Source organism: Cupriavidus metallidurans CH34, assembly GCF_000196015.1.
GTDB classification, from domain to species: domain Bacteria; phylum Pseudomonadota; class Gammaproteobacteria; order Burkholderiales; family Burkholderiaceae; genus Cupriavidus; species Cupriavidus metallidurans.
Genome location: NC_007974.2, coordinates 1557108 through 1573682 on the forward strand (window position 1 = coordinate 1557108; position 16575 = coordinate 1573682).

Genomic DNA, 16575 nt, shown 5'->3' on the forward strand with positions numbered 1-16575 from the left:
ATACAGATCTGTCTACACAGTGTATGTAGACAGATCTGTATGTCAAGCAGGAATACCCCGACTCCGGGATACGGCGAGTCAGCCGATCACATGCGAACCGCCAAGGCGACGGGTTGCAGGTCCGCCAGATACCGGTGGATCTGCGCAACGACCGCCGCGCCCTCACCCACGGCGGCGGCCACGCGCTTGGTCGAGCCGGATCGCACGTCTCCGATCGCGAACACGCCCGGCACGCTCGTCTCAAGCGTGAAGTCGGCGCGTTCGGTGCAGGAGCGATGGGCCTCGTATCCGGTCAGCACGAAACCCTTGGCATCGGTCTCCACATTGCAGGCGCGCAACCATTCGGTGTTGGGCGCCGCGCCGATGAACAGGAATACGTGGCGCATCGGCACAGAAATGCAGTCGGCACCCTGTGTTTGCTCCCGATAGCGCACGATCGACAGCCACTCCTCGCCCTCCAGCGCGGTGATCTGGGCGTGCGTGTGCAACGTGACGTTGGGGAGGCTGCGGATGCGGTCGATCAGGTAGCGCGACATCGTTGCCTCTAGCCCTTCGCCGCGCACGAGGATGTGCACCTCCCTAGCGTGGGACGCCAGGAACACCGCTGCCTGGCCGGCCGAGTTACCGCCGCCGACGAGCATCGCGTGTTCGTCCTTGCACAGCTTGGCTTCTACCGGCGAAGCCCAGTAGTAGACGCCACGGCCTTCATAGCGATCGAGCGAGTCGATCTCCGCGCGACGGTACTGCGCGCCGGTGGCGATCACAACGGTACGCGTGGGAATCTGACGACCGTCCGACAGTTCGATCCGGATCGGATTCTCACCACAATGCAACGCCTTTGCTTCCAGTGGAATCGCCAGATGCGCACCGAACTTGAGCGCCTGGACGAAGGCCCGCCCCGCCAGCGCCTGCCCGGAAATGCCGGTGGGAAAACCCAGGTAGTTCTCGATCCGGGCGCTCGCGCCAGCTTGCCCGCCCGGCGAGCGGCAATCGATCACGGCCACGGACAACCCTTCGGACGCCGCATAGACAGCCGTAGCCAGACCCGCCGGACCAGCGCCGACGACGATCACGTCATAGACATGCTCGGGGTCGAACTCGGGAACCAGGCCAAGGCAACTGGCAAGCTGGCCCTCATCCGGCGCGCGCAGGATGCTGCCATCCGGGCAGATCACCATCGGGAAATCGCTTTGCGGGGCATTGCTGAGATCGAGTAGACAGGTGGAGTCGTGATCCGTCTCGATATCGATCACCTTGTGCGGGTGCCCGTTGCGACGCAGGAACGCCTGCAGCGCCAGCAACAAGGGCTGCGTGCCACGTCCCACCAGGACCGGGCCACTGCCGCGCTCGATCAGGCCGACCCGGCGCAGAATCAACGCCCGCATGATGCGCTCGCCCAAATCGGCCTCTGCCACCAGCAGCGCACGCAGGCGCTCGGGGGCAATCACCAGTGCGACGGTATCCTCGATGGCCAGGGCGTCCACCAGCGCCGGCTTGCCGGTCAGTTGCCCGACTTCCGCCAGAAACTGGCCGGGCCCTTCCTCGGTAATGGTGCTGCGGTTGCCCAGCCCGTCCCGCTGGATGATGCGCGTGTGGCCGGACAGGACGACGTACATCCCGCGCCCCACGTCGCCCGTCGAGAAAAGCATCTCGCCAGCGCGCCACGATCTAACTTCGCCGAAACGGTGAATGCGCTCGATTTCGGCCGCCGTCAGCGTTGGAAACATCTGGTGGCTGCGGGATTCCAGTAGCGAATACGGCGCCTCCAGCCCGGAAACCGGCTCGTGACCACCGTCGCCACCCGAGGTATCAGGATTGGCATCGGTCTCCGATGTCGCCCGCGTCATCTCCATGCTTCCCCCTTGCAATCGTGTGGTGGCCGGATGCTCCGGCCGCGCAAGGATTGATGGTAGTCATGCCTCACGCCTCGCACCAAGTACACATGAAGATTTTAGGCAGCGGCGGCAGGAAAGACCCGACGGATCACCTGCCCTGCGGTTGAAATGTCGAACCCGCCGTTTCATGAAAAAACCGACTTGATACCAGTGATTTAAATCATGGTGAGAATATTAAGCGGTAGCTACACTGTGCTGCGCGCCTGTTGACACGCAACGTCCGCCGCGATTCACAAGGTCCGCTGGCGGAGAACCAGACAGCCCCCAAGCAAGCAAGGAGACGAGATGTACCGCGATCGCATTCGCCTGGCAGACCTGCAGAACAGGATCATGTCGGCCGATCAAGCTGCAGCACTGATTCAGGATGGCATGACGGTAGGGATGAGCGGGTTCACCCGCGCAGGCGACTGCAAGGCCGTACCGGTGGCGCTGGCGCGCCGCGCTGCCACCGATCCGCTGCAGATCACGCTGATCACGGGCGCATCTCTCGGTAACGACACCGACAAGATCCTGGCGGAGAGCAATGTGCTTGCCCGCCGCCTGCCTTTCCAGTCCGACTCCACGCTGCGCCGCAAGATCAACGACGGCGAGGTGATGTTTATCGACCAGCATCTGGGTGAAACCGTCGAGCAACTGCGCAGCGGCCAGATCGCACCCGTCGATATCGCGGTTATCGAAGCCACGGCTATCACCGAGACGGGTGGCATCGTGCCCACCACGTCGGTCGGCAACTCCGCCAGCTTCGCGATGATGGCGAAGAAGGTGATCGTCGAACTGAACCTGAACATGCCGACCGGGCTGGAGGGACTGCATGACATCGCGTTCCCGGTACAACGCCCATATCGCCAGCCGATTCCATTGATCGCCGTCGAGCAACGCATCGGCCTGCCGTACATCCCCGTCGATCCGTCGCGCATCGCCGCGATCGTGATCACCCAGCGCGACGACAGCCCATCGAACGCGCTGCCGCCCGATGGCGAAACGCGCCAGATCGCCGGACACCTGAATGCGCTGCTCGATCGTGAAGTGCGCGCCGGACGGCTCTCGACGTCGCTGCAGCCGCTGCAGGCCGGTATTGGCACGATCGCCAACGCCGTGCTGCACGGGCTGGCCGACTCGCCGTTCCACGACCTGACCATGTATTCGGAAGTCCTGCAGGACAGCACCATTGCGCTGATCGACGCGGGCAAGCTGCGCTTCGCCTCGGCATCGTCGATGACGCTGTCGGCACCCGTGTATCGTCGCGTGCTCGATGATATCGAGCGCTACAAATCGCGTCTGATCCTGCGCCCGCAAGAGATCAGCAATCACCCCGAAGTGCTGCGCCGCCTGGGCCTGATCACGATCAATACCGCGCTCGAGTGCGACATCTATGGCAACGTGAACTCGACGCACGTTGGCGGCACGCACATGATGAACGGTATCGGCGGCTCGGGCGATTTCGCGCGCAATGCGTACCTGTCGGTGTTCGTCACCAAATCGGTGGCCAAGGACGGCAAGATCTCCAGCATCGTGCCGATGGTCTCGCACGTCGACAACAGCGAGCACGACGTCGATATCCTCGTCACGGAACACGGGCTGGCCGACCTGCGCGGACTGGCACCGCGCGAGCGAGCGCTGCAGGTCATCAACAACTGCGCCGACCCCGCCTACCGCGACGGGCTGCTCGACTACTTCCGCCGCGCCTGCCTCCGTGGAGGCCAGACGCCTCATCTGCTCGAGGAAGCGTTCGCCTGGCATATCAACTACCGCGAACAAGGCACGATGCAGCCGCAGGGCCACGTTGGCAAGGCCGCCATCGAAGCGCTGGCAGCCTAAGCCAAGTAAGCTGGGGCCCTTCCTTCAGTCTTCCATCAACACCCGGAGCATCCGCTCCGGGTCGACCAGAAAGTCACGCGTGATCTGGTAGTGCTCCGTGTCCTGATAGGCGATCGGCTCGATGCCGCGCGCCGAGCACTGGTAGATGCATGCGTCGGGATAAGCCATCAGGATGGGCGAGTGCGTGGCGATCACAAACTGCGATCCCTCCCGCACCAAGTCGTGCAGCCGCGAAATCACCGCCAACTGCCTTGCCGGCGATAGCGCAGCCTCGGGCTCGTCGAGGATATAGAGCCCCTTCCCCTGGAAACGCTCGGTCAGCAGCGTCAGGAAAGCCTCCCCATGTGACTGCTCGTGCAATGAGTGGCCACCATACGAGTTGATCACCGGCGCGCCTAGCCCGGGTTCCGCATCAAGCCGTTCAATCTCCGTCGCAACGTTGTAGAAGCTCTCCGCGCGCAGGAAATAGCCCGTGCTCGGCCGGCGGACGCCTTTGGCGATGCGCAGGTATTCGTGAAGATCCGAATGCGACGCGCGTGTGGCGAAACTGAAGTTGCGACTGCCACCTTCGGCATTGAAGCCGAGCGCCACCGCAATCCCTTCCAGCAGCGTCGACTTTCCGGAACCGTTTTCGCCAACCAGGAAAGTCACGCGAGGGTGCAAATCGAGCGTCTCCAGCTCGCGCACGGCTGGCAACGAGAAGGGATAGCGATCGAAGCCCGGAACCTTGTCCCGAAGCAGGGTTACGCGGCTGACGAATTGGCTGGACAGCATGTGCTTGGCGACGAAGTCATTCAGACGACCGCAATGTTTGCACATCTTGCCCCGCCCCCTTATCTGCTGGCCAATTCATAGGCTGATGGAACTGCCTCTTGGCCGTTAATTGCACATTTCAATCTGGATGAGCTGGTTGAACGCCTGGGCGCAGACGGGTGCGACGATGCGCTCACGGGTATCTGCCTGCCGGGCCGACTTGCCTTGCTGTTCACGCGGGAAGCGCCCTGCGCACGCGATGCCATTCTGAGCGCCCTGGCCGACGTTCGGCGAATCGCCCCGTCCGCGCAATTGACCGAACTAGTCGCATAATTGCCGGTGCCATCCCTTCTCTTTGGAGCTGGCCGGAAGTGGCCTATGCTGTCCTCACGACCATCACGCGACAACATTGACGGGCGCCCTGCCCTTCATACCGATATCCATGGAAAAGACTGCATTCGTATTCGCCGGCGGTGGCAGCCTGGGCGCCATCGAGGTCGGCATGCTGCGGGAACTGGTGAAATGGGGTGTGGCACCGGACCTTGTCATCGGCGCATCTGCGGGGGCGATCAACGGGGCCTACTTTGCATGCAACCCCCATGCCGAAGGTACCGCCAGGCTGGAATCACTGTGGCGGAGCATCACCAGGGCGGAAGTCTTGCCATGGTCGTGGCGCAGCATGTTCGGGATGATCGCTGGCAACCGGGGACACCTTGTGGAATCCTTCGGTTTGCGGCGCCTGCTCAATCGCAACTTTGGCGCGGCCAGGCTCGAAGAGTCCGCCGTACCGCTTTATGTGGTCGCCACGGACATGCAGACAGGTGCCGAAGTCGTGCTCTCCGCGGGCAACATCGTCGATGCAGTGTTGGCCAGCGCCGCCATTCCCGGTGTCTTTCCGCCGGTGGAAGTCGGTGGCCGCAAGCTGATCGATGGTGGCGTCGCCAACAATACTCCTGTATCCACCGCCATCCGGCTGGGCGCGACCCGCATCATCGTGCTGCCAGCCGGCTTTGCCTGCGCCGAACGCAGGCCGCCACGCGGGGCCGTCGAGCACGCCTTCAATGCCCTGTCGCTGCTAGTGGCGCGGCAGCTCGTGTATGACCTGGAACGCTGGTCGGAGCAGGCCCAGATCGCAGTGGTGCCACCGCTTTGCCCGCTAGATATCTCGCCTTATGACTACACTCGCTGCGGCGAACTGATCGAGCGTGCAGCCGAGGCAACGGTGGCCTGGCTGCGTGCCGACGGCCTGTCCAGCCGACGCGTGCCGGGCGCGCTGGAGCCGCATACGCACGACGAAGCGTCGCCAAGCTGCAGCACAGATCTGCTTGGCCCCACCAGTGGACACGCCCATGCCAAGCAGCATGGGCACGGCCATCCACACTGATATCTCAAGCGCACGCAGCAGCTGGCCGTAAAATCGTGGCTGACCATTCAAATTCAGAAGCCACAGCTACTCGATGAAGACGCTTGCCTTGTTTTGCGCCGCCCTGCTAACCAGCGCGGTGGCCCACGCTGAAACCCTCAATGCTGCCGCGCCGCTCGGCGTCGAACTGGGAAAAACGACGTGCACGCGTATGCCGTCGGGCCCTGATCGCACCAAGACCGGCACCTCGCCCTGGGCTGGCGGCGACACCATCGAAATCCGGAATCTGGAACGATTCAAGCTGCCAGGCCTGACCAAGGCGACGGTCAACTGCGACCAGCATGACACCGTGGCGCTCGTCACCCTGAACTTCGACCGGTCGGCAATGGACGATGTCGTCCGGCAACTCGATGCGCGGTATGAGTCGAAACGCAAGACCGATGCCAATGCCGAGAATGGCTATGCGGAATGGGCGGCGGCAAACGGCGGCATCGAAATGCTCTACGCCCGCGATGGCAAGGCGCTCGTCGTGGCCTACTGGGCCAAGGGCGCGAAGGCCAAGTACTTCTCGTACAGTGCGACCCGCGATAAGCAGCCGCCTGCGGCCGTCACCCCGCAAGGTCAGCTCTGATCCTGTCCAGGATTTTGGGCGCGTATGATCAGTTAATGATCATTTTGACCAAAATGATGATTAAGATACTCATCTCACCTTGAAGAACACGCGGCAACTTGCTACTCTTTCTATGCATTCATGCATAAATGAGTAGCATAATGAGCACAGCCTTACAGAGCGAACTAGAATCAGCCCGTCGTGCCGCCGGCGTCAGCCAACAGGAACTCGCGTCACGCGCAGGCCTGTCGCGGATGACCGTCCAGCGCACGGAAAGCCACGAAATCGATCCCAGGCTGTCCACCGTCATCGAAATGGCGCGCGCCCTGGGCATGGACGTGATGCTTGTGCCAACGGTGCTGCGGCCAGATCTCGAGAATTTCGTTCGCGCCGGAGGCAAGTATCTCGCCCAACCTCCGGGCGGCGATGCCCCACCGTCGGTCGTCGACACCTTGATCGCGAAATGACCACGTCGATCCGCTACCTGCGCCTGTTTCTCTATACGGCTACCGGGCGCCGTGGCATCGGCTACCTGTCCCAGTATGGCGACATCCTCCGGATCTCTTTCGACCGTGATTACATCGAGGACGAGAATCGCCCCACGTTGTCGCTCGGATACGTCGGCGAGACAGAGGCGGCTACGCGGGCGATCCTCACGGCGCTACGGGACGTACGAGTGGTCCGCACGGACGGTCACTGGCCGGTGTTCTTCCAGAACCTCCTGCCGGAGGGCCACAATCGCGAGCGCCTGGCCAGCGAGCGCGGCTGCAGCACGGAAGACGAGTTCGAACTGCTGGCGGCGGCCGGTCACGACTTGCCGGGCGCGGTGGAAGTCGAACCCGTTCCGCCCGCCGAAGGCGTGCCCCAGATCGTGCGCAATTGGCACACCGCGCTAGGGCTCGATGTGCTGGAGCCCGGCTTCGTCGAAGACCCGGTGGAAGACGCCGCGGCCATCCCCGGCGTGGTCACGAAATTCTCGGCCATCCAGCAGGGACGGCGTTACGTGGTCAAGCGCCACGGCGAGGCTGGCGACTTCATCCTCAAACTGCCATCGACGCGCCATCCCGATCTGGTCGAGAACGAATTCACGGGTTACCAGCTATGCAGGGCCCTAGGGCTCGATTGCGCAGAGGCAACAGTCATCTCGCGCGAGGAAGCCGAGCTACCCGAGCAGGTGCCCTTCCAGCGCATTCTGGCCGTCAAACGCTTCGATCGCGCCCCTGGCGGGCATCGCGTGCACATGGAGGAGTTCGCGCAGATACTCGGGTACGCACCGCGAAACAAGTACGGTCGCGCGCTCGCGCTCGACTACGGCAATATGCTTCGCGTACTCGATCGACTTTCGGCGCGCCCCGCGCCCGACGTCCAGGAGTTCATCAAGCGTTTCGTTGCATTCCTGCTGATGGGCAACACCGATGCCCATTTGAAAAATTGGGCAGTTCGCTATCCGGATGGCCGGGCGCCTGTCCTCTCGCCGCTCTACGACCCCGTATGCGTGACGGCGTTTTTCGACGACGTTCCCGTGACGGACTACGGCATCAATCGCGCGATCGACAAGACCTTGCGCGCCTATACGTTCGACGACCTCGACGCCATGGTGCGCTCCGCCGGCCTGCTCAGGCGCGCGCGTTTGCTGTCGATCGCGAGGGAGACGGTGCGTCAGGCTCAAGCCGATTGGCCACGCATTCTGGAGGATGCGCCCGAAGGTGTCCGCCGAGCCGTGTCGGAGCGTCTCGCCGGTGGTGTGGCACTGACCCGAACCTGACGCCAAGTGCGCCAAGTGCGCCAAACGCCGATACAGTGCGCCGTACCTGGATCAAGCCGTAGCGCCGCCGTCGAGCCCGATCGTCTGCCCGGAGATATAGCGTCCAGCGGGCGATGCCAGCAGCACGGCCAACCCCGCCACGTCGCGCGCCTCGGCAATGCGCCGCATCGGGATGGAGGCAGACAACGCCTTCTCGCGGTCGGGGTTGCCCCATAGCGCATCACGCGAGAAATCGGTGCGGACCGGCCCCGGATTGATGCTGTTCACATTGATGTTGTGCGGTCCGAGCGTATGAGCGAGGCTGCGCATCGCCAGATCGACGGCCCCCTTCGAGATGCTGTACAGCGGCAACAGCGCGGATCCCCGACGTGCCGCGATGCTCGACATGAAGATGATCGAGCCGTCGTTGCGGGAAATCATCTGCGGCGCCAGTGCGTTGACGAGCACGAGATTGCCGCGCACGTTGCCCGCCATCACCGCGTCGAAGTCCTCAGGCCCCTGCTCCAGGATTGAACCGGCCACACCACTGCCCGCGGCATTCAGGACTAATGCGTCCACGCGGCCGAACGTCTCCAGCACCCGGTCGGCAAAGGCCCGCACGCTGGCGGTATCGGCGATGTCGCAGGCGAGGCCAGTGGCGTCGATGCCCTCCGACTTCAGTGCGGCGGCAACTTTTTCGCTGATCGCCGCGTTGCGCCCAGACACCACCACCCGGGCCCCGGATGCGCCGAGCGCTCGCGCCATTTCCAGACCCATTCCCTTGGTGGACCCCGTGACGACCGCGACGCGGCCGGACATATCGAAGAGCTTGTACATGAGTGGAACTCCTGTAACTGATCAGGTTAGGTAGATGTCGGTCCTGCAATTTGGATGATGCTCGACATCTATTGAATAAAGTATGTTCATCATCTAAACTCGCGTCAAGCAAGGATTCACGATCGGGAATGAAGGAGATCGTCATATGGCGCGCGCATCACGGGCGGTTGCAGAGCAGCACAAGGCAGCCATTGAGGCGGCATCGGCTCGGCTGTTCCGGGAACATGGGCTGCATGGGGTGTCGGTCGCGCAGGTCATGGCAGATGCCGGGCTCACCCATGGCGGGTTCTACGGCCACTTCCCTTCACGGGACGCACTGGTCGCCCGGGCCTGCGCCTTGGCGTTCGAGGAGTCGGCCACACGCTGGCGGCAACGCATCGATCAGGCGCAAGGTGACCGGAAAGCGGCACGCCGGAATCTGGTCGTGCAATACCTGAGCACAACCCATCGGGATGCAGCAGGCCGGGGATGCGCCGCCTCGGCGCTTGCCGGCGACGTGGCACGCGAGGCCAGCGACAAGCCTGTACACGATGCGTATCTGCACGGCCTCAAGTCACTGATCGACATCTGGCAGTCCACCGCGCCGGATGGCGACGATGCCGCCGGCGACTCGGCACTGGTCGATCTCGCCACACTGGTCGGCGCCATCACCATCGCGCGTGCAACGCGTGGCGACGCCCTTTCCGACGACATCCTCGCCGCAGCCCGAGACCGCCTGCTGGCCAGCCACAAACCCACGGACGCCTGACCGCAGGCCGCACCCATTCTCATTGCCCCCAGGGGAGACCCATGTTTGCACAAGCCCTATCGAACCGGCTCGACCGGCGTGGAATCCACTATGCGTGGATCGTCGCGGCCATCACGTTCAGCGTGATGCTCACTACCGCCGCCGCGCTCGGCCTGCCCGGCGCCTTTCTCAAGCCGCTGACCAGCGAGATGGGCTGGAGCACGGATCAGGTCTCGTCGATCCTAGCGGTGCGGTTTGCGCTGTTTGGTTTGATGGCGCCGTTCTCGGCGCTACTGATGGATCGCTTCGGCGTCCGCAACGTAGTCTGCGTGGCGCTGGCGTTGATCGCCGGGGCCATGGCACTGGCCACGGTATCGACGCAGCTTTGGCATTTGTTCATCGCGTGGGGGCTGATGCTCGGTATCGGGTCGGGCATGACGGCGATGGTGCTTGCCGCGCTCGTCGCCAACCGCTGGTTCACGGCGCGGCGCGGGCTGGTGATCGGCATGTTGACCGCAAGCTCCGCAACCGGCCAGCTTGCATTCCTGCCGGCGGCTGCCTGGCTGATCGAACACATGGGCTGGCGCTTTGCCGTGCTGCCGGTGCTGTTTGCCTGCGGCACGCTGGCGCTCCTCGTGTTCGCCTTCATGCGCAATCGCCCCGCCGACGTCGGCCTGGTGCCGTTCGGCGAATTGCCCGGCACGGCGCCCGCCACCACGGCACCGGCCATGCCGCTGACATGGCGCGGGCCGTTCGTGGTGTTGCGCGACGCGGCGCGCACACAAACGTTCTGGATCCTGGCCGGCACCTTCTTTATCTGCGGGCTGTCGACCAACGGCCTGATCCAGACGCACTTCATCGCGCTATGCGCGGATTTCGGGATGTCGCCGGTACCTGCCGCATCGGCACTGGCCATGATGGGCGCGTTCGACTTCGTCGGGACGATCCTCTCGGGCTGGCTGTCGGACCGCTATGACAACCGCAAGCTGCTGTTCTGGTACTACGTGCTGCGCGGGCTGTCGCTGTTCTGGCTGCCGCACTCGGAGTTCACGCTGTACGGCCTGTCGGTGTTCGCGATGTTCTATGGACTCGACTGGGTGGCCACGGTGCCGCCGACGATCAAGCTTGCCGGCACCACGTTTGGGAGAGAGCGCGCTGCGATGGTATTCGGCTGGATCTTCGCCGCGCATCAGATCGGCGCGGCAACGGCGGCATTCGGTGCGGGATTGTCGCGCACGGCCTGGCTGACCTACTCCCCGGCGCTCTACGTGGCCGGTGCCGCATGTATCGTCGCCGGACTGCTCGCATTGATGGTACGGCGCCCGGCCCCTCGGGCAGATGGCGTCACGCCGCAAGCGGCTGGCGCCTGAACGCTCCTGAGCGCGCCGGAAGGCAACACTAGCGTTCGTGGCAGGCCGCCACGAACGCGTCGATGAGCGCCGCCGCGCTGGCACGCTTCAACGCCGATTGCCGGACCAGCACGCCGATCTCCCGATACATCGGCATACCCGGCATCGGCACCTGCTCGACATTCGGGGTCTGCGCCAGCGGCACAAGCTCGCAAGGAATGATCGCGCAACCGAGCCCCTCGCCAACCATCTGCAGGATGACTGCAGGCTCGTCCAACTCCATGCCCTCGCGTACCCAAAGGCGGTGCCGTTTGAGATAGCGGTCCACGAGTTGCCCGCCGGTCGAGTGGCGGTTGTATCGGATAAACGGGACTGTCGACAGCAGCGTCTTCAGGTCGGCCGGCGCCCCCTTCGGCGCCACCGCCACGAAGCGCTCCTTCACCAGCGGCACCCACTTCAGTTCGGGTGGAATGCCGAGCCGCGGCTTGACCAGCACCGCAATATCCAGCTCGCGGGCATCGACCTGCGTCAGCAACTGCGTCGACATGCCCGGCACGATATTGACGTGGGTGTCAGGAAACGCGACGCGAAAACGTTGCATGGCACGCGGCAACAGACTGGCCTGCACGGTCGATACCGCCCCCAGATCCAGCGGCGCCGTATCGCGCTGCAGTCGCGCGCCCTTCATCGACTCGTAGAGCGCAACGATGCGCGAGGCGTCCGCCAGCATCTGCCGGCCCTCCTCGCTCAGGGTCACCGATTTGCCCGATCGATCGAACAACGTGCAGCCGAGATCTTCTTCCAACCGGCGAATCTGGGTGCTGACCGCCGACTGCGTCAGCCCGAGCCGCGCGCCGGCCGACGAGAACGAACCGGTTTCGGCGGCCACGAGAAAGGTCTTGAAATAGCGGAGCAAGGCGGGATTCAAGCATCGAAATTTTCGATGCTCAGTCAAAAAATGATTCGTTTCATATTACGAGTTCTGCTGATTACAATCAACGACGCCTTCACGCATCCATGGAGATAACGCCCCACCATGAACGCCATTCCCCTGTTCCACCTGGCCTTTCCCGTGCACGATCTTGCCGCTGCCCGCCACTTCTATGGCGAACTGCTTGGCTGCCCGGAAGGCCGCAGTTCCGACGCCTGGATCGATTTCAACTTCTACGGCCATCAAGTGGTGGCGCACCTGTCCCCCGACGAGTGCGGCCACCGCGCTACCAGCGCCGTGGATGGCGATGACGTGCCCGTACGCCACTTCGGGGCGATCCTGCCGATGACCGAATGGGAAGCCCTGGCCGACAAGCTACGTGCCGCCGGCACCCGGTTCGTGATCGAGCCGCACGTGCGCTTCAAGGGTCAGGTCGGCGAACAGGCCACGATGTTTTTCCTGGACCCGTCGGGCAACGCGCTGGAGTTCAAGGCGTTCGGCGACATGAGCCAGGTATTCGCGAAGTAACACCCCACACGATTCACCCATCCCAAGACAATCCAGCGAGACATGACCGAATTCGTCATCCAGCCTGCCCCGCAGGCCAGCGTAGCCGTAGCGGGCAGCCAGGCCCGTTTCCCTATCCGCCGCGTGTTCTGCGTGGGGCGCAACTACGCCGCCCACGCACGCGAAATGGGCAAGGACCCCGATCGCGAACCGCCGTTCTTCTTCACCAAGCCAGCCGATGCCGTCGTGGCCGCTGAAGGCACGGTGCCGCATCCGCCGTTGACGGAGAACCTCCACCACGAGATCGAGCTTGTTGTCGCGATCGGCAAGGGCGGCACGAACGTCAGCCCGGCGCAGGCACTCGACCTGGTGTGGGGCTACGCCGTGGGCGTGGACATGACGCGCCGTGACCTGCAGGACGTCGCCAAGAAGATGAGCCGCCCGTGGGACTGGTCGAAGGCCTTCGATGCGTCAGGCCCGTGCGGTCCGCTGCATGCGGCATCCAGCATCGGCCATCCGTCCAAGGGCGCGATCTGGCTCAAGGTCAATGGCGAAACGCGCCAGGAAGGCGACCTGACCGAACTGATCTGGCCTGTTGCCGATGTGATTGCCTATATCTCGGAAGCCGTTGCACTGGAACCGGGTGACCTGATCTTCACCGGCACGCCGGCAGGTGTCGGCGCCCTGAACCCCGGCGACGTCGTCAGCGGCGGTGTCGAAGGTATTGGTGAAATCACTTTCACCATCGGCAAGCGCTAAGACATCACATTCGCGTAGTGCCAGACGGCGTTGCTCATTTCTCGTGAGCAACGCCGTTTTTCCTTTTTATTCATGCAATTACGAACACTCTAGAGCGGTTGCTCGAGTTCGAGCATAGCAATTTCTCCAAATTCTCCTTGCCTATCTATCTAGTAGTAGATAATATTTGGCTCATGGACGACGCGATGCAGCAAAGCAGTCCGCAGCACCAAGCCGATCCACGCAACACCAAGTCGTTTGTCAGTACCGGGAGGCGGTCTTTTTTTTAGCCCTGGTTACCTATCTATCAGTAGATAGCAACAGCGCCCAAACCAAGACCCCTGAGATTCGCAGCACAGAACACCGGCCCCGCGACCCACACACCAAGATCGCCCGGCCCTTCGCAAGGAGAGCAATCATGAACGCCAAGACCATCCTGACCGCCGCCGCACTCGCCGCCGCTTTCGTCACTGGCGCCGCCCAAGCCGCCCCCGCCGCCCAGAAGGCCGGCGAAGTCTACGGCTACAGCTATCGCGTGAACGACCAGCGCAGCGCCTTCACCGACGGCGCACGCGTCGGCAAGACCGACCCGTACACCGATGGCGCAAAGGTCGGCAAGGCTGACCCGTTCACCGACGGCGCCAAGGTCGGCAAGTTCGACCCGTACACCGACGGTGCCCGCATCGTCGCCGGCCTGGACCGCACCGGTGTCTCGAGCGAACCCGCCCGCAAGGTTGATCCGTACCTCGACGGCGCCAAGGTCGGCAAGTTCGACCCGTACACCGATGGCGCACGCATGGTCGCCGGCCTGGATCGCACCGGCGTATCGAGCGAACCGGCCCGCAAGGTTGATCCGTACTACGACGGTGCCCGTACCGGCAAGTTCGACCCGTACACCGAAGGCGCAAACGCCTAATACAGATCAGGCCACCGACGCGATACACATGCCGGGCCGGTGGCCGACACCAACATCTGGAGTGTCATCATGAGTCTGCGTGACAGTGCCCTGATTCTGGGTGGATGGGTGATGCTGGCCCTTGGCAGCGGCGCCCTTGTCTCGCTCGTTGCAAAGTCGCTGTCGATCTGAGACAGCGAAAATCGGAGGGTCCCCCGCGAAAGCGAAAGCTGGGGACAGTCGCCATGAAAACGTCGTCCGTACGCGAACAACTGCTTGAACACGCTTCGGTGCTGATGCGACGGCGTGGCTATAACGGCTTCAGCTATCGCGACCTCGCGGAGCTGGTGGGCGTGAAGACCTCGAGCATTCATTACTACTTCCCGTCCAAGGACGACCTGGTGCTGGAAGTGGTACGTCAGTACCGCCAAACGTCGGTGGCCCGCCTCGCGGCGATCGACACCTCGCTTCCACTGATCGAACAGGCGCGGAAGTATGTACTGCCGCTGAGCAATGGCATCGACCTCGGGCAGATCTGTCTGATCGGCATGTTGGCCGCAGAGGTGATGGTCCTGCCGCAAGCGGTTCGCGCGCTGCTGCAGGAGCATTTCCAGGCGAACGAGAACTTCATCGCCGACATGCTGCGCCGCGCCGAGGCAGAACGCGGCCAGCAGTACCCGGTGCCGCCCCAGCTACTGGCCAAGGTGCTTTATGGCGCGATCCAGAACGGACTGATCACCGCGCGGATGTCCGGCTCGAATGATCGAATCGACGCCGCAGCGAATATGCTGATTGGCGCCGTTGGCGGCTCGATGTGCGCCATCGAGGAACACGAAGCCGTAGCCGCCTAGGCCTGGCATTACCGTTTTCGGCGCATCACGCGCCCGACGCCCGCCGTCTTGCTCTCGCGGCGGGCGTTGTTTTCGTTCTCGCTTCCGCTTCCGCCCCCATTTCTATTTCCACCCACGCCGGCGCATGATCGCTCGCGTGCGGCTCGCCACGCACCCATTTGTCGACGCCAGCGTCACGCATGTGCTGCGCCAGACTTCGGCTCAGCAGCAGATGATCGATGCGCAAACCCGAGTCCTTCTGCCAGTGCTGACGAAAGTAGTCCCAGAACGTATAGATCCGGGTGTCGGGATAGCGTGTGCGTAGCGCATCGGTCCATCCCTGCTCAAGCAACTGTCGATAGCATTCGCGAGACGCCGGCTGCAACAGTGCGTCCTTGAGCCACGAGCGCGGATTGTAGATGTCGTCGTCGGTCGGCACCACGTTGAAATCGCCGGCCAGTACCACCGGGTGGCCGCTGGCGTAGAGCGTGCTTGCGTGTCGAATCAACCGTTCGAACCAAGCCAGCTTGTATTCGAACTTCGGCCCTGGCTGGGGATTGCCGTTCGGCAGGTAGAGGCACGCCACCAGCACGCCTGCAACGGCCGCCTCGATATAGCGGCTCTGCGTATCAGCAGCATCGCCTGGCAGACCGCGCCGCACTTCGACCGGATCCGACCCTTTTGCGAGGATCGCCACACCATTCCATGATTTCTGCCCCTGCCAGACTGCGCCGTAGCCTGCCGCGTGGAGCTCTGCCACCGGAAATGATTCGTCCACGGCCTTGAGTTCCTGCAGACAGGCTACGTCGGGCTGCTCGCGCTCCAGCCATGCCAGCAGCGACGGCAGCCGCGCGTGGATGCCGTTGATATTGAACGTCGCGATCTTGAGATGGCCCATCGGCACCGCTCCAGGTCGGATAGCTATTCATCTTAGGTGCCTGGTTCACGCTCCGCCCGTCAATTTCGCGGCCACAACCGGGTCAACCCAATGAACCTTGGCGTTCGCCGGGCACCGACCGCGCTAAGCATGGTCGGCCCGATGCATGGTCGGCGCCAGGTCCTGCAACAGTTGCACGGTGATATCAGGCGAATGCAGGACGGTGCCGCCGTGGCGTGAAATGAAGTGCCGGGCTGCCATCACGTCCTCGAACGCCGGCAAGTTGCCCTGACGCATCGGCCCCGGAACCGACGAACCCTGCACGTAAACGGCCTCGTTGGTGGCGATCCATTGACCACCCTCGGTCGCGCGCACATAGCTCGCGGCTATCTCGCTGGCGGTTCGGCTGGGCGCATATCGTGGCAGGTTGCGCAGGTAGATGAAAAGGCTTAGCGGCGAATCGAAGAAATAGGCATCGCCGTCGGAAAAGATCACCTGCGCGGCCCATTCCGGCACCCGCGACGGGAATGCGCCGCACACCGGGCACCGCGCATTGGTTGGCACGACGCGCGGGGCGTCAGGTGCGATGCCGGACGCTGGGTCATAGGGCGTGGCCGGAGCAACAAAGCAGATATCCGTGGGTACCTGCGAACTGGCGCGAACCCTTGCGTGGAAGGCGTACCAACCCATGGCTCCCAGCA

17 protein-coding genes and 1 pseudogene are annotated in these 16575 nt (G+C 63.3%); 12 read left to right on the forward strand and 6 right to left on the reverse strand.

The window, feature by feature from the left end; genetic code table 11:
- Window positions 1-86: 86 nt before the first annotated feature.
- Window positions 87-1853: an FAD-dependent oxidoreductase gene (locus RMET_RS25110; protein WP_011519316.1), complete on the reverse strand. Its 1767-nt coding sequence runs from the start codon at window positions 1851-1853 to the stop codon at window positions 87-89.
- Between the two features lie 327 nt (window positions 1854-2180).
- Here RMET_RS25110 and RMET_RS25115 point away from each other — a divergent pair, with 327 nt between their 5' ends.
- Window positions 2181-3713 (forward strand): acetyl-CoA hydrolase/transferase family protein, encoded by a 1533-nt coding sequence (locus RMET_RS25115; RefSeq protein WP_011519317.1) that lies wholly within the window; start codon window positions 2181-2183, stop codon window positions 3711-3713.
- A 24-nt stretch (window positions 3714-3737) separates the two neighbouring features.
- Here RMET_RS25115 and RMET_RS25120 read toward each other — a convergent pair whose 3' ends face one another.
- Window positions 3738-4487 (reverse strand): AAA family ATPase, encoded by a 750-nt coding sequence (locus tag RMET_RS25120; RefSeq protein ID WP_029306413.1) that lies wholly within the window; start codon window positions 4485-4487, stop codon window positions 3738-3740.
- 108 nt (window positions 4488-4595) lie between these two features.
- Between RMET_RS25120 and RMET_RS34265 the strand changes: the two are divergent.
- From RMET_RS34265 to RMET_RS25145, 5 genes and pseudogenes are all read left to right on the forward strand, one after another.
- A pseudogene (locus tag RMET_RS34265) lies at window positions 4596-4787 on the forward strand (DNA-binding protein); the annotation flags it as partial.
- A 121-nt stretch (window positions 4788-4908) separates the two neighbouring features.
- Window positions 4909-5850 (forward strand): patatin-like phospholipase family protein, encoded by a 942-nt coding sequence (locus RMET_RS25130; RefSeq protein WP_011519320.1) that lies wholly within the window; start codon window positions 4909-4911, stop codon window positions 5848-5850.
- Window positions 5851-5923: 73 nt separating this feature from the next.
- Window positions 5924-6460: a hypothetical protein gene (locus RMET_RS25135; RefSeq protein ID WP_011519321.1), complete on the forward strand. Its 537-nt coding sequence runs from the start codon at window positions 5924-5926 to the stop codon at window positions 6458-6460.
- A gap of 140 nt (window positions 6461-6600) precedes the next feature.
- Complete coding sequence (locus tag RMET_RS25140) at window positions 6601-6906, forward strand: helix-turn-helix transcriptional regulator (RefSeq protein WP_017513114.1); 306 nt, start codon at window positions 6601-6603, stop codon at window positions 6904-6906.
- Complete coding sequence (locus RMET_RS25145) at window positions 6903-8204, forward strand: type II toxin-antitoxin system HipA family toxin (protein ID WP_011519323.1); 1302 nt, start codon at window positions 6903-6905, stop codon at window positions 8202-8204. Before RMET_RS25140 ends, RMET_RS25145 begins: the two co-directional genes overlap by 4 nt.
- Window positions 8205-8255: 51 nt before the next feature.
- Here RMET_RS25145 and RMET_RS25150 read toward each other — a convergent pair whose 3' ends face one another.
- Window positions 8256-9020 carry an SDR family NAD(P)-dependent oxidoreductase gene (locus RMET_RS25150; RefSeq protein ID WP_011519324.1) on the reverse strand — a complete coding sequence of 255 codons (765 nt, stop codon included), beginning with the start codon at window positions 9018-9020 and terminating at the stop codon, window positions 8256-8258.
- 145 nt (window positions 9021-9165) lie between these two features.
- Between RMET_RS25150 and RMET_RS25155 the strand changes: the two genes are divergently transcribed.
- The gene (locus tag RMET_RS25155) at window positions 9166-9768 is read left to right on the forward strand and encodes a TetR/AcrR family transcriptional regulator (protein WP_011519325.1); all 603 of its coding nucleotides are present in this window, start codon (window positions 9166-9168) and stop codon (window positions 9766-9768) included.
- Window positions 9769-9809: 41 nt separating this feature from the next.
- Window positions 9810-11117: an MFS transporter gene (locus RMET_RS25160; RefSeq protein WP_011519326.1), complete on the forward strand. Its 1308-nt coding sequence runs from the start codon at window positions 9810-9812 to the stop codon at window positions 11115-11117.
- A gap of 28 nt (window positions 11118-11145) precedes the next feature.
- On the opposite strand, the gene RMET_RS25165 is transcribed toward RMET_RS25160, so the two are convergent.
- The gene (locus RMET_RS25165) at window positions 11146-12012 is read right to left on the reverse strand and encodes a LysR family transcriptional regulator (protein ID WP_017513109.1); all 867 of its coding nucleotides are present in this window, start codon (window positions 12010-12012) and stop codon (window positions 11146-11148) included.
- Window positions 12013-12132: 120 nt separating this feature from the next.
- Between RMET_RS25165 and RMET_RS25170 the strand changes: the two genes are divergently transcribed.
- From RMET_RS25170 to RMET_RS25185, 4 genes are all read left to right on the forward strand, one after another.
- Window positions 12133-12555, forward strand: coding sequence for a VOC family protein (locus RMET_RS25170; RefSeq protein WP_008645798.1), 423 nt, complete (start codon window positions 12133-12135; stop codon window positions 12553-12555).
- 42 nt (window positions 12556-12597) lie between these two features.
- The gene (locus RMET_RS25175) at window positions 12598-13293 is read left to right on the forward strand and encodes a fumarylacetoacetate hydrolase family protein (protein ID WP_011519328.1); all 696 of its coding nucleotides are present in this window, start codon (window positions 12598-12600) and stop codon (window positions 13291-13293) included.
- A gap of 397 nt (window positions 13294-13690) precedes the next feature.
- On the forward strand, window positions 13691-14188 hold the full coding sequence (locus RMET_RS25180; protein WP_011519329.1) for a hypothetical protein: 498 nt from the start codon (window positions 13691-13693) through the stop codon (window positions 14186-14188).
- Between the two features lie 224 nt (window positions 14189-14412).
- Window positions 14413-15018 (forward strand): TetR/AcrR family transcriptional regulator, encoded by a 606-nt coding sequence (locus tag RMET_RS25185; RefSeq protein WP_011519330.1) that lies wholly within the window; start codon window positions 14413-14415, stop codon window positions 15016-15018.
- A gap of 25 nt (window positions 15019-15043) precedes the next feature.
- Here the strand turns inward: RMET_RS25185 and xth are convergent, their stop codons facing one another.
- Both xth and RMET_RS25195 read right to left on the reverse strand, forming a co-directional pair.
- Complete coding sequence (gene xth / locus RMET_RS25190; protein WP_011519331.1) at window positions 15044-15895, reverse strand: exodeoxyribonuclease III; 852 nt, start codon at window positions 15893-15895, stop codon at window positions 15044-15046.
- A 123-nt stretch (window positions 15896-16018) separates the two neighbouring features.
- Complete coding sequence (locus RMET_RS25195) at window positions 16019-16564, reverse strand: nitrous oxide reductase accessory protein NosL (protein WP_011519332.1); 546 nt, start codon at window positions 16562-16564, stop codon at window positions 16019-16021.
- Window positions 16565-16575: the final 11 nt, after the last annotated feature.

Excerpts from the sequence above, each read along its gene's own strand:
- RMET_RS25110 (WP_011519316.1), bottom strand. The coding sequence starts at position 1,853 with ATGGAGATGACGCGGGCGACATCGGAGACCGATGCCAATCCTGATACC.
- RMET_RS25115 (WP_011519317.1), top strand. The coding sequence starts at position 2,181 with ATGTACCGCGATCGCATTCGCCTGGCAGACCTGCAGAACAGGATCATG.
- RMET_RS25120 (WP_029306413.1), bottom strand. The coding sequence starts at position 4,487 with ATGCTGTCCAGCCAATTCGTCAGCCGCGTAACCCTGCTTCGGGACAAG.
- RMET_RS25130 (WP_011519320.1), top strand. The coding sequence starts at position 4,909 with ATGGAAAAGACTGCATTCGTATTCGCCGGCGGTGGCAGCCTGGGCGCC.
- RMET_RS25135 (WP_011519321.1), top strand. The coding sequence starts at position 5,924 with ATGAAGACGCTTGCCTTGTTTTGCGCCGCCCTGCTAACCAGCGCGGTG.
- RMET_RS25140 (WP_017513114.1), top strand. The coding sequence starts at position 6,601 with ATGAGCACAGCCTTACAGAGCGAACTAGAATCAGCCCGTCGTGCCGCC.
- RMET_RS25145 (WP_011519323.1), top strand. The coding sequence starts at position 6,903 with ATGACCACGTCGATCCGCTACCTGCGCCTGTTTCTCTATACGGCTACC.
- RMET_RS25150 (WP_011519324.1), bottom strand. The coding sequence starts at position 9,020 with ATGTACAAGCTCTTCGATATGTCCGGCCGCGTCGCGGTCGTCACGGGG.
- RMET_RS25155 (WP_011519325.1), top strand. The coding sequence starts at position 9,166 with ATGGCGCGCGCATCACGGGCGGTTGCAGAGCAGCACAAGGCAGCCATT.
- RMET_RS25160 (WP_011519326.1), top strand. The coding sequence starts at position 9,810 with ATGTTTGCACAAGCCCTATCGAACCGGCTCGACCGGCGTGGAATCCAC.
- RMET_RS25170 (WP_008645798.1), top strand. The coding sequence starts at position 12,133 with ATGAACGCCATTCCCCTGTTCCACCTGGCCTTTCCCGTGCACGATCTT.
- RMET_RS25175 (WP_011519328.1), top strand. The coding sequence starts at position 12,598 with ATGACCGAATTCGTCATCCAGCCTGCCCCGCAGGCCAGCGTAGCCGTA.
- RMET_RS25180 (WP_011519329.1), top strand. The coding sequence starts at position 13,691 with ATGAACGCCAAGACCATCCTGACCGCCGCCGCACTCGCCGCCGCTTTC.
- RMET_RS25185 (WP_011519330.1), top strand. The coding sequence starts at position 14,413 with ATGAAAACGTCGTCCGTACGCGAACAACTGCTTGAACACGCTTCGGTG.
- xth (WP_011519331.1), bottom strand. The coding sequence starts at position 15,895 with ATGGGCCATCTCAAGATCGCGACGTTCAATATCAACGGCATCCACGCG.
- RMET_RS25195 (WP_011519332.1), bottom strand. The coding sequence starts at position 16,564 with ATGGGTTGGTACGCCTTCCACGCAAGGGTTCGCGCCAGTTCGCAGGTA.